This is a genomic window from Streptomyces sp. NPDC044002, assembly GCF_056434525.1.
The window spans coordinates 71,480-86,716 of record NZ_JBWKEZ010000026.1 but is presented as its reverse complement, the minus strand read 5'-3'; the positions used below and the strand labels follow the sequence as shown (position 1 = coordinate 86,716).

At 67.4% G+C, this 15,237-nt stretch carries 27 protein-coding genes; 3 read left to right on the top strand and 24 right to left on the bottom strand.

What is annotated here, in order from left to right:
• Positions 1–90: 90 nt before the first annotated feature.
• The 19 genes from AC07A6_RS20670 to AC07A6_RS20580 form a co-directional block, all read right to left on the bottom strand.
• Complete coding sequence (locus tag AC07A6_RS20670; protein WP_478778022.1) at positions 91–936, bottom strand: helix-turn-helix domain-containing protein; 846 nt, start codon at positions 934–936, stop codon at positions 91–93.
• A gap of 24 nt (positions 937–960) precedes the next feature.
• Positions 961–1,473: a DUF6879 family protein gene (locus AC07A6_RS20665; RefSeq protein ID WP_478778021.1), complete on the bottom strand. Its 513-nt coding sequence runs from the start codon at positions 1,471–1,473 to the stop codon at positions 961–963.
• Positions 1,451–1,711 carry a hypothetical protein gene (locus tag AC07A6_RS20660; RefSeq protein WP_478778020.1) on the bottom strand — a complete coding sequence of 87 codons (261 nt, stop codon included), beginning with the start codon at positions 1,709–1,711 and terminating at the stop codon, positions 1,451–1,453. Before AC07A6_RS20660 ends, AC07A6_RS20665 begins: the two co-directional genes overlap by 23 nt.
• Positions 1,712–1,907: 196 nt before the next feature.
• Positions 1,908–2,291 (bottom strand): RNA polymerase sigma factor sigma-70 region 4 domain-containing protein, encoded by a 384-nt coding sequence (locus AC07A6_RS20655; protein ID WP_478778019.1) that lies wholly within the window; start codon positions 2,289–2,291, stop codon positions 1,908–1,910.
• Positions 2,288–2,608, bottom strand: a complete 321-nt coding sequence (locus AC07A6_RS20650; protein ID WP_478778018.1) for a hypothetical protein — start codon at positions 2,606–2,608, stop codon at positions 2,288–2,290. The genes AC07A6_RS20655 and AC07A6_RS20650 overlap by 4 nt, the downstream gene beginning before the upstream one ends.
• Complete coding sequence (locus AC07A6_RS20645) at positions 2,605–3,798, bottom strand: hypothetical protein (protein ID WP_478778017.1); 1,194 nt, start codon at positions 3,796–3,798, stop codon at positions 2,605–2,607. Before AC07A6_RS20645 ends, AC07A6_RS20650 begins: the two co-directional genes overlap by 4 nt.
• 7 nt (positions 3,799–3,805) lie before the next feature.
• Positions 3,806–4,009 carry a hypothetical protein gene (locus AC07A6_RS20640; protein WP_478778016.1) on the bottom strand — a complete coding sequence of 68 codons (204 nt, stop codon included), beginning with the start codon at positions 4,007–4,009 and terminating at the stop codon, positions 3,806–3,808.
• Positions 4,006–4,392: a hypothetical protein gene (locus AC07A6_RS20635; protein ID WP_478778015.1), complete on the bottom strand. Its 387-nt coding sequence runs from the start codon at positions 4,390–4,392 to the stop codon at positions 4,006–4,008. The genes AC07A6_RS20640 and AC07A6_RS20635 overlap by 4 nt, the downstream gene beginning before the upstream one ends.
• Entirely contained in the window at positions 4,389–4,856 is a 468-nt protein-coding gene (locus AC07A6_RS20630) for a toprim domain-containing protein (RefSeq protein ID WP_478778014.1), read from the bottom strand. Before AC07A6_RS20630 ends, AC07A6_RS20635 begins: the two co-directional genes overlap by 4 nt.
• 34 nt (positions 4,857–4,890) lie before the next feature.
• On the bottom strand, positions 4,891–5,328 hold the full coding sequence (locus tag AC07A6_RS20625; protein ID WP_478778013.1) for a CHC2 zinc finger domain-containing protein: 438 nt from the start codon (positions 5,326–5,328) through the stop codon (positions 4,891–4,893).
• On the bottom strand, positions 5,325–5,462 hold the full coding sequence (locus AC07A6_RS20620; protein WP_361831737.1) for a hypothetical protein: 138 nt from the start codon (positions 5,460–5,462) through the stop codon (positions 5,325–5,327). The genes AC07A6_RS20625 and AC07A6_RS20620 overlap by 4 nt, the downstream gene beginning before the upstream one ends.
• Positions 5,463–5,601: 139 nt before the next feature.
• Positions 5,602–5,976: a P-loop NTPase family protein gene (locus AC07A6_RS20615; protein ID WP_365333562.1), complete on the bottom strand. Its 375-nt coding sequence runs from the start codon at positions 5,974–5,976 to the stop codon at positions 5,602–5,604.
• A gap of 43 nt (positions 5,977–6,019) precedes the next feature.
• Positions 6,020–6,901, bottom strand: a complete 882-nt coding sequence (locus AC07A6_RS20610) for an AAA family ATPase (protein ID WP_478778012.1) — start codon at positions 6,899–6,901, stop codon at positions 6,020–6,022.
• Positions 6,902–6,963: 62 nt separating this feature from the next.
• The gene (locus AC07A6_RS20605) at positions 6,964–7,401 is read right to left on the bottom strand and encodes a hypothetical protein (protein ID WP_361831731.1); all 438 of its coding nucleotides are present in this window, start codon (positions 7,399–7,401) and stop codon (positions 6,964–6,966) included.
• Positions 7,402–7,424: 23 nt separating this feature from the next.
• Positions 7,425–7,562, bottom strand: coding sequence for a hypothetical protein (locus AC07A6_RS20600; protein WP_478778011.1), 138 nt, complete (start codon positions 7,560–7,562; stop codon positions 7,425–7,427).
• Positions 7,559–8,005, bottom strand: a complete 447-nt coding sequence (locus tag AC07A6_RS20595; protein ID WP_478778010.1) for a hypothetical protein — start codon at positions 8,003–8,005, stop codon at positions 7,559–7,561. The genes AC07A6_RS20600 and AC07A6_RS20595 overlap by 4 nt, the downstream gene beginning before the upstream one ends.
• 70 nt (positions 8,006–8,075) lie before the next feature.
• A complete protein-coding gene (locus AC07A6_RS20590; RefSeq protein WP_478778009.1) occupies positions 8,076–9,011 on the bottom strand; it encodes a hypothetical protein in 936 nt (311 codons plus the stop codon).
• Entirely contained in the window at positions 8,999–9,274 is a 276-nt protein-coding gene (locus tag AC07A6_RS20585; protein ID WP_478778008.1) for a hypothetical protein, read from the bottom strand. Before AC07A6_RS20585 ends, AC07A6_RS20590 begins: the two co-directional genes overlap by 13 nt.
• Positions 9,275–9,495: 221 nt before the next feature.
• A complete protein-coding gene (locus AC07A6_RS20580; protein ID WP_478778007.1) occupies positions 9,496–9,966 on the bottom strand; it encodes a hypothetical protein in 471 nt (156 codons plus the stop codon).
• A gap of 249 nt (positions 9,967–10,215) precedes the next feature.
• On the opposite strand from AC07A6_RS20580, the gene AC07A6_RS20575 reads away from it, so the two are divergent.
• From AC07A6_RS20575 to AC07A6_RS20565, 3 genes are all read left to right on the top strand, one after another.
• A complete protein-coding gene (locus tag AC07A6_RS20575) occupies positions 10,216–11,067 on the top strand; it encodes a hypothetical protein (RefSeq protein ID WP_478778006.1) in 852 nt (283 codons plus the stop codon).
• 45 nt (positions 11,068–11,112) lie between these two features.
• Positions 11,113–11,787 carry a hypothetical protein gene (locus AC07A6_RS20570; RefSeq protein WP_478778005.1) on the top strand — a complete coding sequence of 225 codons (675 nt, stop codon included), beginning with the start codon at positions 11,113–11,115 and terminating at the stop codon, positions 11,785–11,787.
• Positions 11,788–11,860: 73 nt separating this feature from the next.
• A complete protein-coding gene (locus AC07A6_RS20565; protein WP_478778004.1) occupies positions 11,861–12,256 on the top strand; it encodes a histone H1-like repetitive region-containing protein in 396 nt (131 codons plus the stop codon).
• A 48-nt stretch (positions 12,257–12,304) separates the two neighbouring features.
• Here the strand turns inward: AC07A6_RS20565 and AC07A6_RS20560 are convergent, their stop codons facing one another.
• From AC07A6_RS20560 to AC07A6_RS20540, 5 genes are all read right to left on the bottom strand, one after another.
• On the bottom strand, positions 12,305–12,532 hold the full coding sequence (locus AC07A6_RS20560; protein ID WP_478778003.1) for a DUF7439 family protein: 228 nt from the start codon (positions 12,530–12,532) through the stop codon (positions 12,305–12,307).
• Positions 12,529–13,314 carry a C40 family peptidase gene (locus AC07A6_RS20555; RefSeq protein WP_478778002.1) on the bottom strand — a complete coding sequence of 262 codons (786 nt, stop codon included), beginning with the start codon at positions 13,312–13,314 and terminating at the stop codon, positions 12,529–12,531. Before AC07A6_RS20555 ends, AC07A6_RS20560 begins: the two co-directional genes overlap by 4 nt.
• A gap of 72 nt (positions 13,315–13,386) precedes the next feature.
• On the bottom strand, positions 13,387–13,737 hold the full coding sequence (locus AC07A6_RS20550) for a hypothetical protein (protein WP_361831710.1): 351 nt from the start codon (positions 13,735–13,737) through the stop codon (positions 13,387–13,389).
• Positions 13,727–14,983, bottom strand: coding sequence for a tail fiber domain-containing protein (locus AC07A6_RS20545; protein ID WP_478778001.1), 1,257 nt, complete (start codon positions 14,981–14,983; stop codon positions 13,727–13,729). The genes AC07A6_RS20550 and AC07A6_RS20545 overlap by 11 nt, the downstream gene beginning before the upstream one ends.
• A 16-nt stretch (positions 14,984–14,999) precedes the next feature.
• On the bottom strand, positions 15,000–15,230 hold the full coding sequence (locus AC07A6_RS20540) for a hypothetical protein (RefSeq protein WP_478778000.1): 231 nt from the start codon (positions 15,228–15,230) through the stop codon (positions 15,000–15,002).
• Positions 15,231–15,237 lie beyond the last annotated feature (7 nt).

The following is a 15,237-nucleotide window of genomic DNA, read 5'->3' as shown; positions in this document are numbered from 1 at the left end:
GCCTCCTCCGGGCAAGTTCTGGAGCGTGCCAATTAAGCTAGAGAGAGGCGTAGGTGAGACTCCAGAAACTTGCCCGAACTTGCCAGGCATTCATCCCAGGGAATCGATGGCTGCCGTGATGATTTCACGCGCGGCTGAGCCGTAGACCGCCAGTTCGGCCAGGTCACTGAACGTCTTGGCATACATGGCAAGTTCATGCCTCTGCACGACGGTCAGGTGGGCCGAAACGAGCTCGACGTTCACGGTCTCGTCGTCGTAGAGGAAGAATCCCTCGACAGGCCACAGGTTTGAACGGTCCGCGTCCTGGGGGATGATGCCGATGCTTACCGAAGGGACGGCCATAGCGCTGAGTAGGTAGCCCAGTTGGCCCGCCATGACGTCGGTGCCGCCAATGCGGTATTTCAGCACGCTCTGTTCTAGCAGAATGGCGAAGGTGTGCTTGCCGTAGATGACCTTCTGCTTCTCCATGCGCACCGCGACGGCTTCGTCCACGTCGTCGATGAGCCCTCTGCGATTGCGGATCGCAGTTAGAAGCGCCCGGATGTAGGAGGCCGTCTGCACGGGGCCAGGGATCAGCCAAGGCGAATAAATTCGGAACCGCTGGGTGCGTTCCCAGAGGGGAAGGACGGATTCCTGGGCCCGCTTGAGTCCGCGGCCCTCCATCTTGCCCCACTCGACGTACATGCCCTCGATTCCGCGGGCGGTCTCGATGAGGTCTTCGGCTGCGCTTTCGTTGCCGCACGCCGAGCACCACGCGCGAATGTCGCGCTCCGAGATCGCGCGTTTCCCGCTCTCGAAGCGCGACGGTTTCGACTCATGCCATTCCAGAATCTCGGACAACCCGCGCTTGGTGAGTCCGGCATTCTCTCGGATACGCGCAAGGCGGCGCCCAAGTTCTTTACGGGCTTCCTCGACGCTCGAAGATGGCGATGTCATGGTGATGTGTCGCAGTTGGAGCCGTTAGATCAGCTCGAACTCTGCGTGCGGCGTAGCCCGCCTCCAGACAGCCTCGAAGGCCGAGTCGCAGAGCTTCACCACCTCCGGGTCGTCCGTCAGCTCCAGCCTCATGTTCTCGCCCTCGCCGTCGAAGTGGTTGACGAGGACCAGGCTGGAGTCGAACAGCCAGAAGTCGTTCCCCGGAAGGGCCAGTCCCGTCGCATCGCGACGCGAGAGCCAACGCACGGCCTCACCGGCCGCGATATTCAGCCCCTCCGTCACGTCGTGCTCGAAGCGGATGTACTCGCTGACGGGGGTGGAGACGATGCGGGCACGTCGAACCTCAACACCCCGTGTCGTCGCTTCCGTGACGATGGCGTGCCAGTCGGCCCAGCGCTCAGCCGGGTCGAGAACCATGCCGGCCCGCCAGTCGATGAACGCCTGGTCGGACTTCATGTAGGCGTCGCGCATCTCCAGATGGACCGCGGTCCTCTGGCAGTCGCGGAACAGCTCCTCAAATGACGGGGTCCGCGTCATCCCGCTTCACCTCCAGGTCGGCGCCCATGGCGGCCTGCATCTCCAGGAAGAACTGCACCACACGCCGAGGGATCTCCACCACCGACTCGTGGTCGGGGATGTCCATCTGCTTGAGGTGCGCGGCGTCGCTCACCTTCCACCCCTGTACGAGGTACGTGTCCTTCTCGTCGTCGAGGTAGATGGTGGGCGAACCACCGCTGGGGCTCTCCGGGTCTTTGCCGAGCTTAATCAGGGCCATGATGACCTCCTCGATCGTCGGTGACGAGCCGTGTGCCAGAGCTTGCCCGCGACACTGGTGTGAAGCGAGGAACTTGCCAGAACTTGCCAGGACTTCAGCGAAAACCCTATGACGACCGAGACGCGGAGACGAGCAGTTGATCAGCCGCCAGAAGGCTGAGCTGGCCGGATACAACTGCTCGATACCGCGCCTCCGCCTACGCGGTCACCTCCAGCTCGGCATAGCCGTCCACGTAGTCAACGCCGTTGAGCCAGGCCGCGAGCTTGCCGACGCCGCGTTCGAGCCGGTAGCGCACCGCGCGGTCCGTGATGGCGTCGCGGGCGGCGATCAGCTCGTCCGGCCAGTCCAGGGCGTACCGCAGGAACAGGGCCCGACGCTCCCCGCGCGAGAGGTCGCAGGCGACCCACGCCTGCCGGATGTCGGCGAGGTGGGCGAAGAGCGTGCCGGCCGTTCGTGGGTCGACGGAACCTTTCGGCATGTCAGCGTCCGGGGCAGTGGGGTTGCGGATGCCGTACGCGGCCGTCGCGTCCCACACGGCCGGGAGCAGGTGCTCGACGAGGCGCCGTTCGTACCGGCTCACACCCGCTCCCGGTCCGAAGCCGCACAGACGGCCTCGTAGGACACGTGACGGGCGCGGTGCCGGGCTTGCGTCTTGACCTGGTCGGTGAGGTCCAGGACGAGCCGGTGGTGCAGGACGCCGGGACCCAGCTCCGGGTCGGCGAGACAGCCGCGCACCATGTCCGCCTTCGTCGCCAGCAGGAGAAGGGCTTCCTGGAACGCGTCGTCGTACTCCATCGTGAGCCGGGTCCCGTACCCGTCCGCGACCCGACGGGCAGCCCGGCCGGCAATCCCCTCGGTCTCACGGGTGATGACGGACCAGTCCGCGGATTCGTTCACCGGACCACCTCCTTGACCGGGACCGCTCCGTCCTTGGTGACCATGACCATCAGGCCCGGGGCGCCACGGGTGCCCGTGCGGTGCCGCCACCACGTGCTCTCGGACTCAAGGGCCGGGACCTGGATGAACGTCCTCGGCCCGTCGGTGTCGACGAACTCGTGGTGAAGGTGACCGGCCAGCAGGACGTCGGCCTGGTGCATGGCCGAGGTCTTGTCGAAGGACTGGCCCTTCCACCACTCGAAGTGCCGGCCGGGCTTCCACTGATGCCCGTGGGCGTGGGCGATCACGGTCCCCGAGCATTCGACCACTACGGTCAGCTCGTCGTTGTCCGGGACGAACACCTCGACGTGCTCGTAGCCTTCACCGGCCAGCGACAGGGCCTCGGCGACCGAGACCAGGGCGTCCGTGTCGTGGGAGTCGTCATACCGCGTGACGCCGCGTCCGTTGGGGCGGACGGCCTCACCGTGGTTCCCGGGGACGGCGACGACCGTCAGGCGGGTGGCGTACGGGGCGAGCTTCAGGATGGCATGCGCCATCAGGCGCCGGGTGAGGCGGATCTGCTCGGTGAGGGTCAGGCCGGTGCGCCAGGTGTTCGCGCCGCCCTGGGATACGAAGCCCTCGATGTGGTCGCCGAGCCAGCAGAGGTGGACGTGGTCGATGGTGAAGCGCAGGCGGTACTCGGACAAGAGGTCCGCGGCCTTGTCGATGCAGTCCATTGCGCGGCGGAGGGTGCCTTCGGGGCCGTCGCCGTCCATCTTGCCGAACTGCATGTCTCCGAGCGCGACTACGTACGTCCACTCGCCCTCGGTGTCCAAGGCGGTGCGGACGGGCGGGATGTGCTGGTCGAAGACGGTCAGCAGCTCGTCGACATCGAGGCGCGGGGTCGGCGGGTTCTTCCTGCGAGTGAAGGAGAAGCGGGTGCTCACGCCCGGCTCTCCGTTCGGCATGGTCCACTCGCTCGACCTGAAGCCCGAGACCTCCCAGTCGCCGGGGTCGAGGCGGTGCGCGCGCAGGACGTCGGCCGCCGACGAATCGGGGTCCATCTCAGCCGGGCCCCGCACGGTGACCTCGGCGGAGTCCCCGGAGACCTCGATCTGGCGGGTGTAGTCGCGGTCGGGGTCGGCCTGACGGGCGGGTGAGGGCGGTGGGGTGGGTGTGGCCAGCAGGTCGGCCAGCAGAGTGTCAGTCACAGGTTAACTAATCCTCCATGAGAGAGCGTCGATACGTGCGGATGGTGGATGCGCTGACGGCGTGGCCGTGCTTGCGCAGCACGAGGGCGAGCCGCTCGGCCGAGGAGCCGTCCAGGAGCCGGATCACCACGGACTCACGCTCGTCAGGCTCCAGCTCGTCATAGATGCGCTGAAGGGTCGGGCCTGGGTTGCCCGGCAGACGCTCGCTCACTGGCCCCCTCGCTCCAGGTGCTCGATCGCGGCAACCGCGTATGCAGCGATCTCGATGAGGAGATGCTGCGCGTAGGCGCGACTGTCCTCGGCTTCCTCGTCCTCAAAGTCGATGGCCAGCGCCTTGAACATCCGGCTGACGAGGTGGGAGTCGAATCCGTCTCGCGACGTGCGTTCGCGGTCCGCGTGGATGAACCCCCAATCGGTTCCACGCAGTTCGAAGTAGGCGCGGCCGTGCTCGGGTACCTCGCCGCCCCGGAATGGCAGGTCCGACCTGTCGATCTTTAGGCGAGTAGCTTTCACCTCGGCGAGAATCTGCGTAGGCAAGTCCGTCTTGCGTGCCGGCCGCTTTGCCGCCGTCTTCGTCGTGGTCGTCTCGGTCACCCCTTGTCCTCCTTGGCTATGTCGAGGAGGGCCTGAGCGCCTCCGTGCAGATAGGTCTCGGTCACGTCGCCGACCCGCAGGCGCATCGCCCTGGCGGAGCGAGGGAGGGCGCGGCAGACCTTCGCGGTGAAGTCGCTGCCCGCGTCGTCCGGGTCACCCCACACGCGTACGACGTTGAACCCGGCCAGCATCCGTCGATGGCGCGGAAGCCAGAGTGCGGCGCCGGGGATCGCCGTGGCGTACAGCCCGATCCTCCGCAGCACGATCCGGTCGAGTTCGCCCTCGGTGACGTCGATGGTGTCCGCGGCCTGGTGGATCGAGTCCACGCCGTACATGCGGGGCGGGTCGTCCTTGAGCGAGTTGTACTTGCCGTGGAAGTGGGCCCGATGATCGTGCTCTTCAAGGCAGCGGAACCGGAGGGTCAGCGGGTGGCCGTCGTGGGCCAGGTAGGGAATCGCGAGCATCCCGCGAAAGCGCTCGTGTCCTGGGAAGGCGTCGTCACCGACGACGCCAAGCCGGTACGTATCCGCCTCGGACTTTCCGATCCCGCGATTGAGAAGGTACCGCGCGGCGTCCGCCGTAAGTGCTGCCTGATAGGTGCTCGTCGCCTCCTCCAGCATCGCTCGTTGCGAGGCCGAGAGAGGCTGCAAGGGACTTGGCTCCGACAAAAGCTATCTCGTTCCCGTTGACGGTCGTCTCGTAGTGAATGATGAACTCGTAGCTGTCCCCGCTCGCCTGGCAGGAGTGGCATTTCCAGAGCTGCCGGTCGAGGTTGTAGGAGAAGCTCGGGGTCCTGTCCTCATGGAAGGGGCAGGGGGCCATGCCTGTGGCCCGCTCTGGGTTGTAGTCGAGGTCGTAGTGGCCGAAGACCGCTTCGAGGGCGGGCTTCTCCTCGCGGTCCTCGTAGCGGCCCCGGTCGATTCGCCTGATGTTCACGGCAGCATCCAATCCAGGTCTTCCATGGGGACCTCGAAGAACTCTTCGATCTCGAAAATCGTCTGGGCGTCGAATTCGTAGTCGCCCAGGCAGTCGAGGAACGCCTCGAAGGCGAGGATCTCGAACTCGATCAAGCGATTCGCTCCCCTCGGAAGAACCCGCCGCCCGGATCAAATCCGAGACCGGTCAGCCCGTCCGGGGCGGCGAATTCCTCAAAGAAGGACTCAAGTTCAGCTTGGAGCCTGACGAGTTCTGCCTTCTCCTCGTGGGTGATCACTCGGGGTCCAGGTCGAAATACTCTTCAACCGTGGTCAGTACGAACGCCTTCCTCCACGACTTTCCGCGCCGCTTCACCACCACGACCGACTCGACGACGTCCGGGTCCAGGCCGCGGTGCTTGGCGAAGTTCTCGCGCTCCCGCATCGCCTCGTCCAGGAAGGGGCCGGGGGTGAACTTCGCGTTCTTCGCCTCGATCACGAGGTACTGGCCGTCGGACTCTCGGACGACGAGGTCGCCCTCGTCTTCGATGCCGGCCAGGCGGAGGCTCTCTACGTCCTCCCCGGCGGCCCGCAGCCCCTCGCGCAGGTCCGTCTCCCACTGGGCGCCCTTGCGCCGGTTCGCGCGGTTGCGGCTCGCTATTTCAGTCACAGGTTAACATACTCCCCTAAAGGAAACCCGCTTCTGCGGGTAGCTACAGGTTAACACGTTGGGCGTTTTCGAGCACCTTCGTTGGCGACCACGGCTGCGCGGCCGAGGCCAGCGGCACCCGCCGCTCCAGGCGGGAGAACCTCGTCGACTCCGGGTGGCAGCGCATCGACGCGTACCGCTTCGCGGTGGGGTCGCAGGGGCCCATCCTTTGCTTGATCACGGCCACCCGGTACTCCAGGCTGGTGGGGTCCAGCGCCACGGACAGGCTCAGCTCGGGTTTCTCGCTCAAGCCGCCCTTGACCTGGTCGCGGGACGGCGGCGCCCACGGATCGCTCTTGGCTTCCCAGCTCTTGTCGCTGGCGTGGTGCAGGACCATCACCGTCGCCCCCGTCGCGCGGGCCAGCTCGGTGAGCCCGCTCATCACGGCCATCTGCTCGGTGTAGTCCGATTCCGCGGAGTCGAAATCCATGAGGTTGTCGAAGACGATGAGCTGGGGAAACGCGTCCCATAGCTCGATGAAAGCCTCCAGCTCCTCGTCCACGGCCTTCCAGGTGATCGGGCTGCCGAACGCGAAGGTGATCCGGCTTCCGGCGAGGGCGGAGAGGTACTCCTGCCGATGCCGGCCGCCTGCGGCCATCCCGGCCTCCACCATCTCCGTGGAATCGCCGGTCGCCATGCTGGCCAGCCGGGACGACGCGGTGAAGGCGGACATGTCCGCACTGAAGTACAGGGTCGGCAGGTTCATCATGGCGGCCCAGTACAAGGCGAACCCGCTCTTCTGGGTGCCGGACCGTCCGGCGATCATGATGACCTCACCATGGCGCGGGCGGCAGCCCAGGCTGTACAGCGCCTCGAACGCCTCGACCCTCGGCAGCTCCTTGCCGGACTCGGCGTGCAGGGCCAGCGACCGTGCAGGGGTAAGCAATCTGCTCCTCCTTCCAGAGGCGAGGGGGCCGGTCCGTTCGACCGGCCCCCATCCGGCGTGCGTCAGTCGAAGTCGGGCGCCGAGGCGACGGCGGCGCTCACCGCGGCCTCCCGCTTCGTGGCGTAGTCGATGACGGCCTGGCGGACCGTCGCGTCGCTCACCGGACGCCACACCCACGCGGGATGCGCGCCGGGGCGCTTCGGGGGCACCTGTGTCACGGTGGCGATGGTGGCGCTTCCGACGACCGTCTCCAGGTCGCGGGCGAGGAGCGTCTGCTCCACGCGCGTGCCCTTGTTGACCTCGGGGGTGGCGCTGTCGAGCTGCTCGCGGGTCTTGAAGATCGCGATGTCGCAGAGCACCGAGTCCTTCGGGCCGTTCGGCGTGGGCCGCTGGCGGTCGAAGCTGTTGACCTCGATGAGGATCGCGACGGCGTCCTGGGCTTCCTTCGGCTTGAACCAGCCGCCGCCCTGGGTGGGGATGTCCTTGAAGGTGAGGGTCACTAAGTCTGTCTCCTGCTGTTCGGTTACTCGTTGGTGTGCTGGGCGGGCGCCGGGTCCGCCTCGGTGTGGAAGGGCACCCCGTACGGGGCGGCTATCCAGCTCCAGATGGACGCCGCGAGCAGCGCTGCGGCGACGGTGAGGACGAGGGCGGGGCGGCTCATGCGGCCTTCAGGGCCCGGCCCTTGGCCTTGTACGCGGCCATAACGCCCTCGTCGGAGAAGAAGGTCTGGTTGGCGGCCCACAGGCGCTGGAGGTCGGCGATCGAGGTCTGCTTGTCGATCTCGCCGAGAATCCAGCCGCTGGACTCGTCCTTCTGTGCCGGCCGGTCGTTCTGGGCCTCGGCCCACGGGTCGGCCGCGCTCGTCGGCGCGGAGTCCGCGGAGGTCTGGGGGATGACCCGGCCGCCGAGGAGTCCGGCGATGTTGCCTGCACCGTGGGCCATGCTGGTCGCTTCGACTACCAGCTCGCTGAGGGTGAGACTAGTTACAGGTTCACTATCGAAGCCGAAATATTCGATAATCTGTCCCCGGATGACCGGCGGGGCTCCCCGGAAGACGGCCCACGTGTCCTCGTGGCCTCGGCCGTACTTGATCGTGACGCTCATCGTGCTCTCGGTCGACTGACTCACTCCGTCCCTCTCGGATTGTTGTTACAGGTTAACACATTGGGTGTGACTAGGCGGCCAGTGCTTGCGTGATCCGGCTCACCCACGGCCTCATCGCGGTCCGTACGGCCCGCATCTGGCGGATGTCGCGCGCGAGTACGGCGGCTCGCCAGCCGATCTCCAGATCCACCCAGTACAGCGTGCACTCGCCCATCCCGGCGGGCAGGTGGATGATGATGCCCCAGCGCTGCGACACCTCCGGCAGTGGCCGGTACGCCTTCGCCGCCTCTGCGGCCGGCACGACCTTGCGCTTCCACGAGGCCAGGGCCTTCTTGTCTGCGGTGTCCACGGGGTGCAGGCCGTAGTCGTAGAACTCGCCCCGGCTGTAGACGGCGAGCTGCGAGGCCATCTTCAGGGCCCCGTACTCGACCGACCCCGTCTTCAGGTCGCCGATGAACAGGCCCTCCAGGTGCTCGCCGTCCGGGCCGGGGCCGCTGTAGGAGAGCAGGCGGTCGAAGGTGCCTCCGGTGCCCAGTTCGGGCACGACGACGAACTGCTCGACCGCCCGCACGTCGAAGGCGGTCGTCTCGGCCATGTAGGCGGCCATGTCGCGCACGTCGGACGGTGAGGCCGAGGCCGGCAACGGCTCTCCGCGGTCGACGTATTCGGACAGGGTATGCAGGTGCGTGCCCCGTTCGCGTTTGTCGTGAGCTCCGGAGAGGTCCACCGCGCGGTCGGCCAGGGCGTTTAGGCGCCGCTTGTCCTCCGGGTTCTCGGGGTCCAGCTCGCGCGCCGCCTCCAGCAGGGACGGCCGTCGGGCTGTGCCCACCAGGGTCATGCGTCTGCCCCAGGCGGCGAGTGCCGTCTTGTCCTCGATCGCGTCGATGAACGTGGTCGTCCTGGTCAGCGCCTTCGGCTTGCCGCCCTCCTTCGGGATGACCAGGGGCCGGTCCCAGCCGTCACGCGGGACGTCCGGCGCGGCTCTGGGGATGTCTACGAACTGCACTCGCTGTTCTCCTCCTCGGGGTCGAACTCGAACCGGGCCAGCTCCATGCGGATGCGCCCGTCTTCCAGGAAGAACGGCTCACCTTCGTCCTCGTCCAGCGGCTCCAGGCCCAGGGCCCGTATCGCTTCGAGGGCTGAGCGCACCCCTGCGGGTCTCACGTCCTGGTCGAGGGTCATGTGGTACTCCCACGCCTCGTCGTTGACGTAGAGCGCGACGCCCTTGGCGACGCGCGTGGTGTCCCCCCGGGACACAGTTGCGCTCATCAGGTAGGTCTCTCTGTGAACCTGTGACTTCACCAGTTGTACGTCGATTGTGAACCTGTGTCAACTGGCGTCATCACTCCCCGGGCAGCTCCCCTGACCTGCCCCCTAGGGGTGGTCTAAACCTTATGTGGAGTGCATGATTCCGAACTCAGCCTGAAGAACGAGAAGCCCCCGCCGGCAGTCCGACGGGGGAATGATACGAACGGGTGTTCGAGTATGACTCAGTCCTGAGCCTTGCGGCCGGTGGCCACGGTGGGCGGGTGAATCAGCTCGTCATCGTCCTCGGTGCGCGGGATCAGGAACCATCCGTCGGGCGTCTCCGGGTCGTAGTGCACGACGAGCCCCTTGGCCCGCAGCTCCTTCTTCCAGGAGGCCAGCCGCTTCTCGTCCGTCTCCGTCAGCTTCTTGCCGGCCCGCCGTCGCCCCTCGGCTCGAAGCATCATCACCGGGTACTCGTACCGGTGCTCCTCCTCGACCTTCCAGGGGATCAGCTCGGCATTCCGAACGTTTCGGCGCGGCAGCTTCTTGCGACGGCGGAACGTGGACCACATCGCCTTGGTGGTCTCGGTGTTGTAGTTCTCCTTGTAGAACTCGATCATCCATGCGTAGGTCTTCCCCTCGAAGAACCACTGCATGACCTCGTCCTCGTCGACGATCTTCTTGGCGCCCATCTTCCTCCTTTCGTCGCGCAACCTGTCATCCTTCGGGATGATCACTGACTTCGGCCATGGTTGCGTAAGGTTCACTGAGCTGTCAAACTGTGACCACTACAAGATCACCGGTGCTCGAACACCGGCTCAGACGCAGATGTGGCCCCGGCTTGCGCTCGAACGCTGCCCAGGGCCACAGCCGTGAGTGCTCGAACACTCTCGGCGTACACAAGGAGAAGAGACCTCCACGTGCGTATCCAGCGTACTCCGCGGCGTGCCAATTTCACGATCGTGGGCAACGACGTGCTCCGCAACAGGAGCCTGTCCTTCACGGCCCGAGGCATCCTCGGCTACCTGCTCAGCCTCCCGGACGGGGCTGATGAGGACGTGCGCAAGCTCGCCGACAAGAATCCGATCATCGGGCGCGACGGCATCAAGGCGGCCGTGGACGAGCTGATCGAGGCGCGGTACTACTTCCGCCACACCTACCGGAACAGCCAGGGCCAGGTGCGGACGGCCGTCTACGTCTTCGACACCCCGCAGGACTCCTTCACGCCGCTTCCCGACCTGCCGGGAACCGGCCCGGCGACCCCCGGGACACCGGGAAGGCTCCCTTCGGTCGGTAAGGATCTTGAGTCTAAGAACGAGACCAAGACCCCTCCCCTCTCCCCGGCCGCAGCCGTCCAGCCTCCCGTGGAGCGGGAGGGCGACAACGTCCAGGAGCGCGAGGCCGCCCGCCTGCTCGGCGGCCTCGGCTCCATCGACAGCCGCCTGGCCCTGTCCGCCAAGCAGGCCACCGCGCTGATTCCCCTCGCCGTCCAGTGGCTCCACCGTGGAGCAACGAACGCGGAGATCACCGACGCCCTCACGCAGGGCCTCCCGCCGCGCGTCTACTCCGCGGCCAAGCTGATCAGCGACCGCCTGGGCCGCAAGCTGCCCGCACCCCGTCGCCAGTGGAAGTCGTACGCGGACTGCGAGACCAGCGGCTGTGGCCGCCTCCTGCCCGCAGAGCAGGACTCCGGCATCTGCCGACACTGCGCCCTCGGCACCGTCGACACGCCTGCGCCGACCGCGACCGTGCCCGACATCAGCGGCCCCAACGCCGCCTGGCACGCTGCCCGCGCCGCCATGCGCGCCGCCTGATCGGCCCCCTCGACTCCTCCTCGCACCACCCCGAAAGGCACAGCCATGCCCCAGCACAACCGCCTGCCCTGGTACGCGTACGTCGTCGGCGCCGTCGTCCTCATCGTTGCCCTGGCCATGTCCGCCCCCGGCGAGTACCAGCTCGCCCGCACCGCCGGATGGGGCGAGTGGGTCGCGGCCGGCATGCCGGTCTGCATGTCCGTCTACACGGCCTTTGCCGTCTGGTTCGTCGAGACCCGGCGCAAGGGGGAGAAGGGCCGCGGGACCGCCATCGTCGGCGCCGTCCTGGCCCTCGCGATGACCTTGTCCGGCCAGGTCGTCGCCCACTGGATCTCCGCCGGATACATGGGCTCGTCAATGGCGCTGACCGCCGCAGTGTCCGCAGTGCCCTCGATCGTCGTCGGCCATGTTGCCCACATGATTATCCGAGCCGCCCGCCCAGCCCCCGTGGCCGAGCAGCAGGCCGACCAGGTCGAGGACCCGGAGCCGATACAGCCCACCCTCGACGAGGAGCTGCCGGTCGACGAGGTCGCCAAGGCCCGCCAGCGCCGCAGCCCCGGCCGCCCCGGCCCCTCGATCGAGGACCTGAAGAGCGCTGCCCGGACCATCAAGGCCGAGGGCAAGAAGGTCACGGGCCCGGCCCTGGCCAAGGCCATGGGCCGCGACCGCCGTCAAGGCTCGCGCTACCTCCAGCGCCTCAACGAGGCATCGACCGGCTGAGTCAAACCGCCCACCCCTCGCCGTACGGGACAATCCCGAAGTCGATGTCCCGTACGGCGAGGAGACACAAGAAGTGGAAGTACAGGTCACCGTGCTCATCTGTGACGTATGCAAGAAGCGGGACGTGCCCGCGAAGAAATACCTCCTGGCCATCGGGGAATCCGAGCCGAAACGGCGCGACCTGTGCGACGAGGACGCCGCCCCCGTACTCGCCGCGTTCGGCCTGCCGGCCGAGCCGGTCGCGGAGACGGCCCCCGAGCCCGAACAGCCGCCGACCCCCGCCAAGAAGACCCCCGCCAAGAAGACGGCCGCGAAGAAGACGGCCGCGAAGAAGACGGTCGCCAAGAAGACGGTCGCCAAGAAGACGACAGCGAAGAAGACGGCAGCGAAGAAGACCCTGGGCGCTCGGACGATGACGCTGGAGGAGATCGAGGCCGAGAAGGCGAAGGCGGCGGCGGGAACGTCCTGAAACGCGAGAAGGCCCCCGCCGACCACGAGGGTCGGCGGGGGACCGGTACTACTGAGGCTCCTCCTCGGAGCTGTCCTCGCTCGGCGCGACGACGCCGAGGGCGGTGAGGATCTGCACGATCACGGCCACCTCCGGACTGTCGGCGTAGACGATGGACGCGATACTCACGATCACACCCAGCGCGGCGAGGGCCGCGCCGACGCGCGAGCGGTAGCGGACTGGAAGCAGGGCGACCAGGCTGATCGGCTTGAAGCCGGGGGTCTTCATCTTGCTCATCGGCGACCCGCCAGCTTCTGGAGAGCGACGAAGCCGGTCGGGCCGATCTTCGGGTCATGGGTCACACCTGCGGACCGGTACCGCGGATTCGCGTCGTGGAATCGCGCGACAGACCGCTGCGTCTCCGGGCCGTACAGGTCGGTGACCGCACCCTTGATCGGGCCGAAGCCCGCCTTGATGAGGAGCTGCTGAAGCTCGCGGACCTGGGCGTGCCGACTGCCGGGCTTCACGCCCGCAGCCAGAGCCACGATGTTCGAGGTGGGCTTGGCCGGCACGTCGTCCTTGCCCTTGTAGGCCGGGTCTGCCGAGACGATCCCTGCGGAGAAGCGCGGGTATCCGTACCCGTACACGTAGGAGCTGCGGCGCTCGCGCTTCTTCAGGTAGACGCCGTCGCCCTCGGCCGAGCCGTCGGCGTTGGTGTTGCCCTCGACGGTGTAGACGAACTGGTCGTCGTAGTCGTAGACGAGGCCGGTGTGGCTGCCGCCGTTCGGGCCGAAGAAGACCTGTGCTCCGATCGCCGGGTAGGCGCTCCATCGGCCGCGCTGCTTGAACCAGGAGACGCCGGTCGCGCAGGACGCGGTGCGCGGGTAGAGGTCGGCGAGTCCCGCCTTCAGCGCGCACCAGGACACGAAGGTGGCGCACCATGCCTGATTCTGGCTCCACTCCAGGCCGGGGACGGCCGGGGAGAACTTCTGCGAGTTGTTCCAGTGGCCGCCGGACTTGCCCTCGTGGTAGCCGACTTCGTTCTTGGCGATCTTGATTATGGTCTGGACATCACTCAAGGGTGGAACTCCTTCAGGGCATGCGAAAGGCCCCGTCCGAATGGGCGGGGCCTGGGTCTTGGTGGTGGGGACTTAAGGGGTGGGGACAGAACTCGTCAGGTGCGCGTCGAGACGCTCCGCCACGGCGAGCCGCTCGATGCGCTCGTGGGACAGATCGGCCCGCAGGTCCCGGATGTCCCGGCTGTGCGCGGCCTGTCCCTCCAGGACGCGGTCGAGTCCCGTAATGACCCGGTCGACGTCGTCGCGCAGGTTGGTGGAGTGGTCGTTGGAGACCTGGTCGCGGGCCTCCTGGGCGTGGGCGCGGACCTCGGCCAGGGCCGTCCCCTGGCGGCGGACCAGCTCCACGAGGACGCCGACCAGGGCCACCGTGACGGCCCCGCCTGCGGAGACGAAGGCGACCTGGACGGACGGCTCAAGAGGCACGAGCCAGCTCCTCGACTCGGGCCTCCAGGCGGGCGATCCGGGCAGACTGGTCCTGGACGACGGGGAGGAGGGCCACGCCGAGGAGGTCGTACCGCAGCGCGTCGATGCGGCCCTCCTCGTCGTACGTGACGATCTCGGGGAGCGTCTCCGCGACCTCCTCGGCGATCAACCCGAATTCGTCCCGCCGGGCCTCCGGCTTCTCCTCGGTCGGCTTGCGGTCGTAGACCCGGGGACGCAGGGACAGAACCGACTCGGGGTCGATGGCGATGTCCCGGACGTTTTCCTTGTAGCGGATCGAGGAGGTGTTGCGGCAGAAAGTCCCGTCGCCCTCCACCCAGACCGCGTACCAGGTCCCCGAGCCGGAAGCCGAGTTGGAGTGCGGCTTCTTCGACCCGTTGGCCCACGAGATCGTGTCCCCGGCCTCCAGGTAGCCGGAGTGGGAGTGGCCCGACGGCGGAAAGGTGGTCGGCTTCGAGGTGATCGAGGACCAGGTGTGTGCGTGCGTCGCGGGCGGATACGTGGACGGCGTGCCCGTGACGTCGCTCCACGCATGCTTGTGCGCCGTCGGCGGCAGCGAAGAAGGGCGGCCGGTGAGGTCGTCCCAGGCGTGGGTGTGGGAGGACGGCGGGAAGCTGCTCGGCTTGCCGGTCAGGCTCGACCAGGAGACCGAGGCCACGAGCGGCGACCAGGCGGCGCCATCCCAGAACTCCCAGGTGTCGGTGTCGTAGTTCAGCCCCAGCTTTCCGAAGCGTGGCACGGTGGGACGGGTGCGGTTCGTCCAGGCGCCCACCGTGTTGCCGACGAAGGCGCGCTCCTTGTCCACGGCCGCCGCAGTGATGGCGGTGATGTTGGCTCCCACGGTGATCGTCGCGAGCGGGAGTTCGTACACCCCCGTGTCCGTCTGGGTGGGGGAGGGGACGGTGCCGCCCGCCGCTCCCTGAAGTACGGCCAGGACGATGCTGTTGGCCGCAGGGTCCAGGCGCAGGACGACGCGATCGGACCGCGCGGACGTGCCGGCCGTCGCGATCGTGAGCGTCTCGACTGCGGTGGAGAGCACGGCGTGCCCACGCAGGATGGCGAAGCCGGGCTGGACCTTGACGGTCATCGTGGCGCCGTCCGCGCTGACGCTGAAGCTGCTGGCGGTGGTCGACGAGGCGACGCCGCTGTCTACGGCCTCGCGGAAGAGCTGAGAGAACTGGCTCTCCGTGACTGTCTGGCCGTCGAAGGGGTAGGACGTGATCGCCACGTGGGGCGGTCTCCTTTCAGAGGGACTGGTCTTCGGCTGCGCGAAGGAGGGGGAGCGCGGACTCCAAGTCGACGGGCAGGGCGCCGCGGACTGCTGTGACCGCAGCGCGCAGGATGGCCTCCCGCTCGGCGGCCGTCAGGTCGGGGTAAGAGGCGTGGGGTTCGCTGATCGTCACCTCGACGGTGCCGAAGACCTTCTGCACTTCGCCGACGGGGTGCACCGGGATGGTGGCGGAGATGGGCTTCACGGGGTCC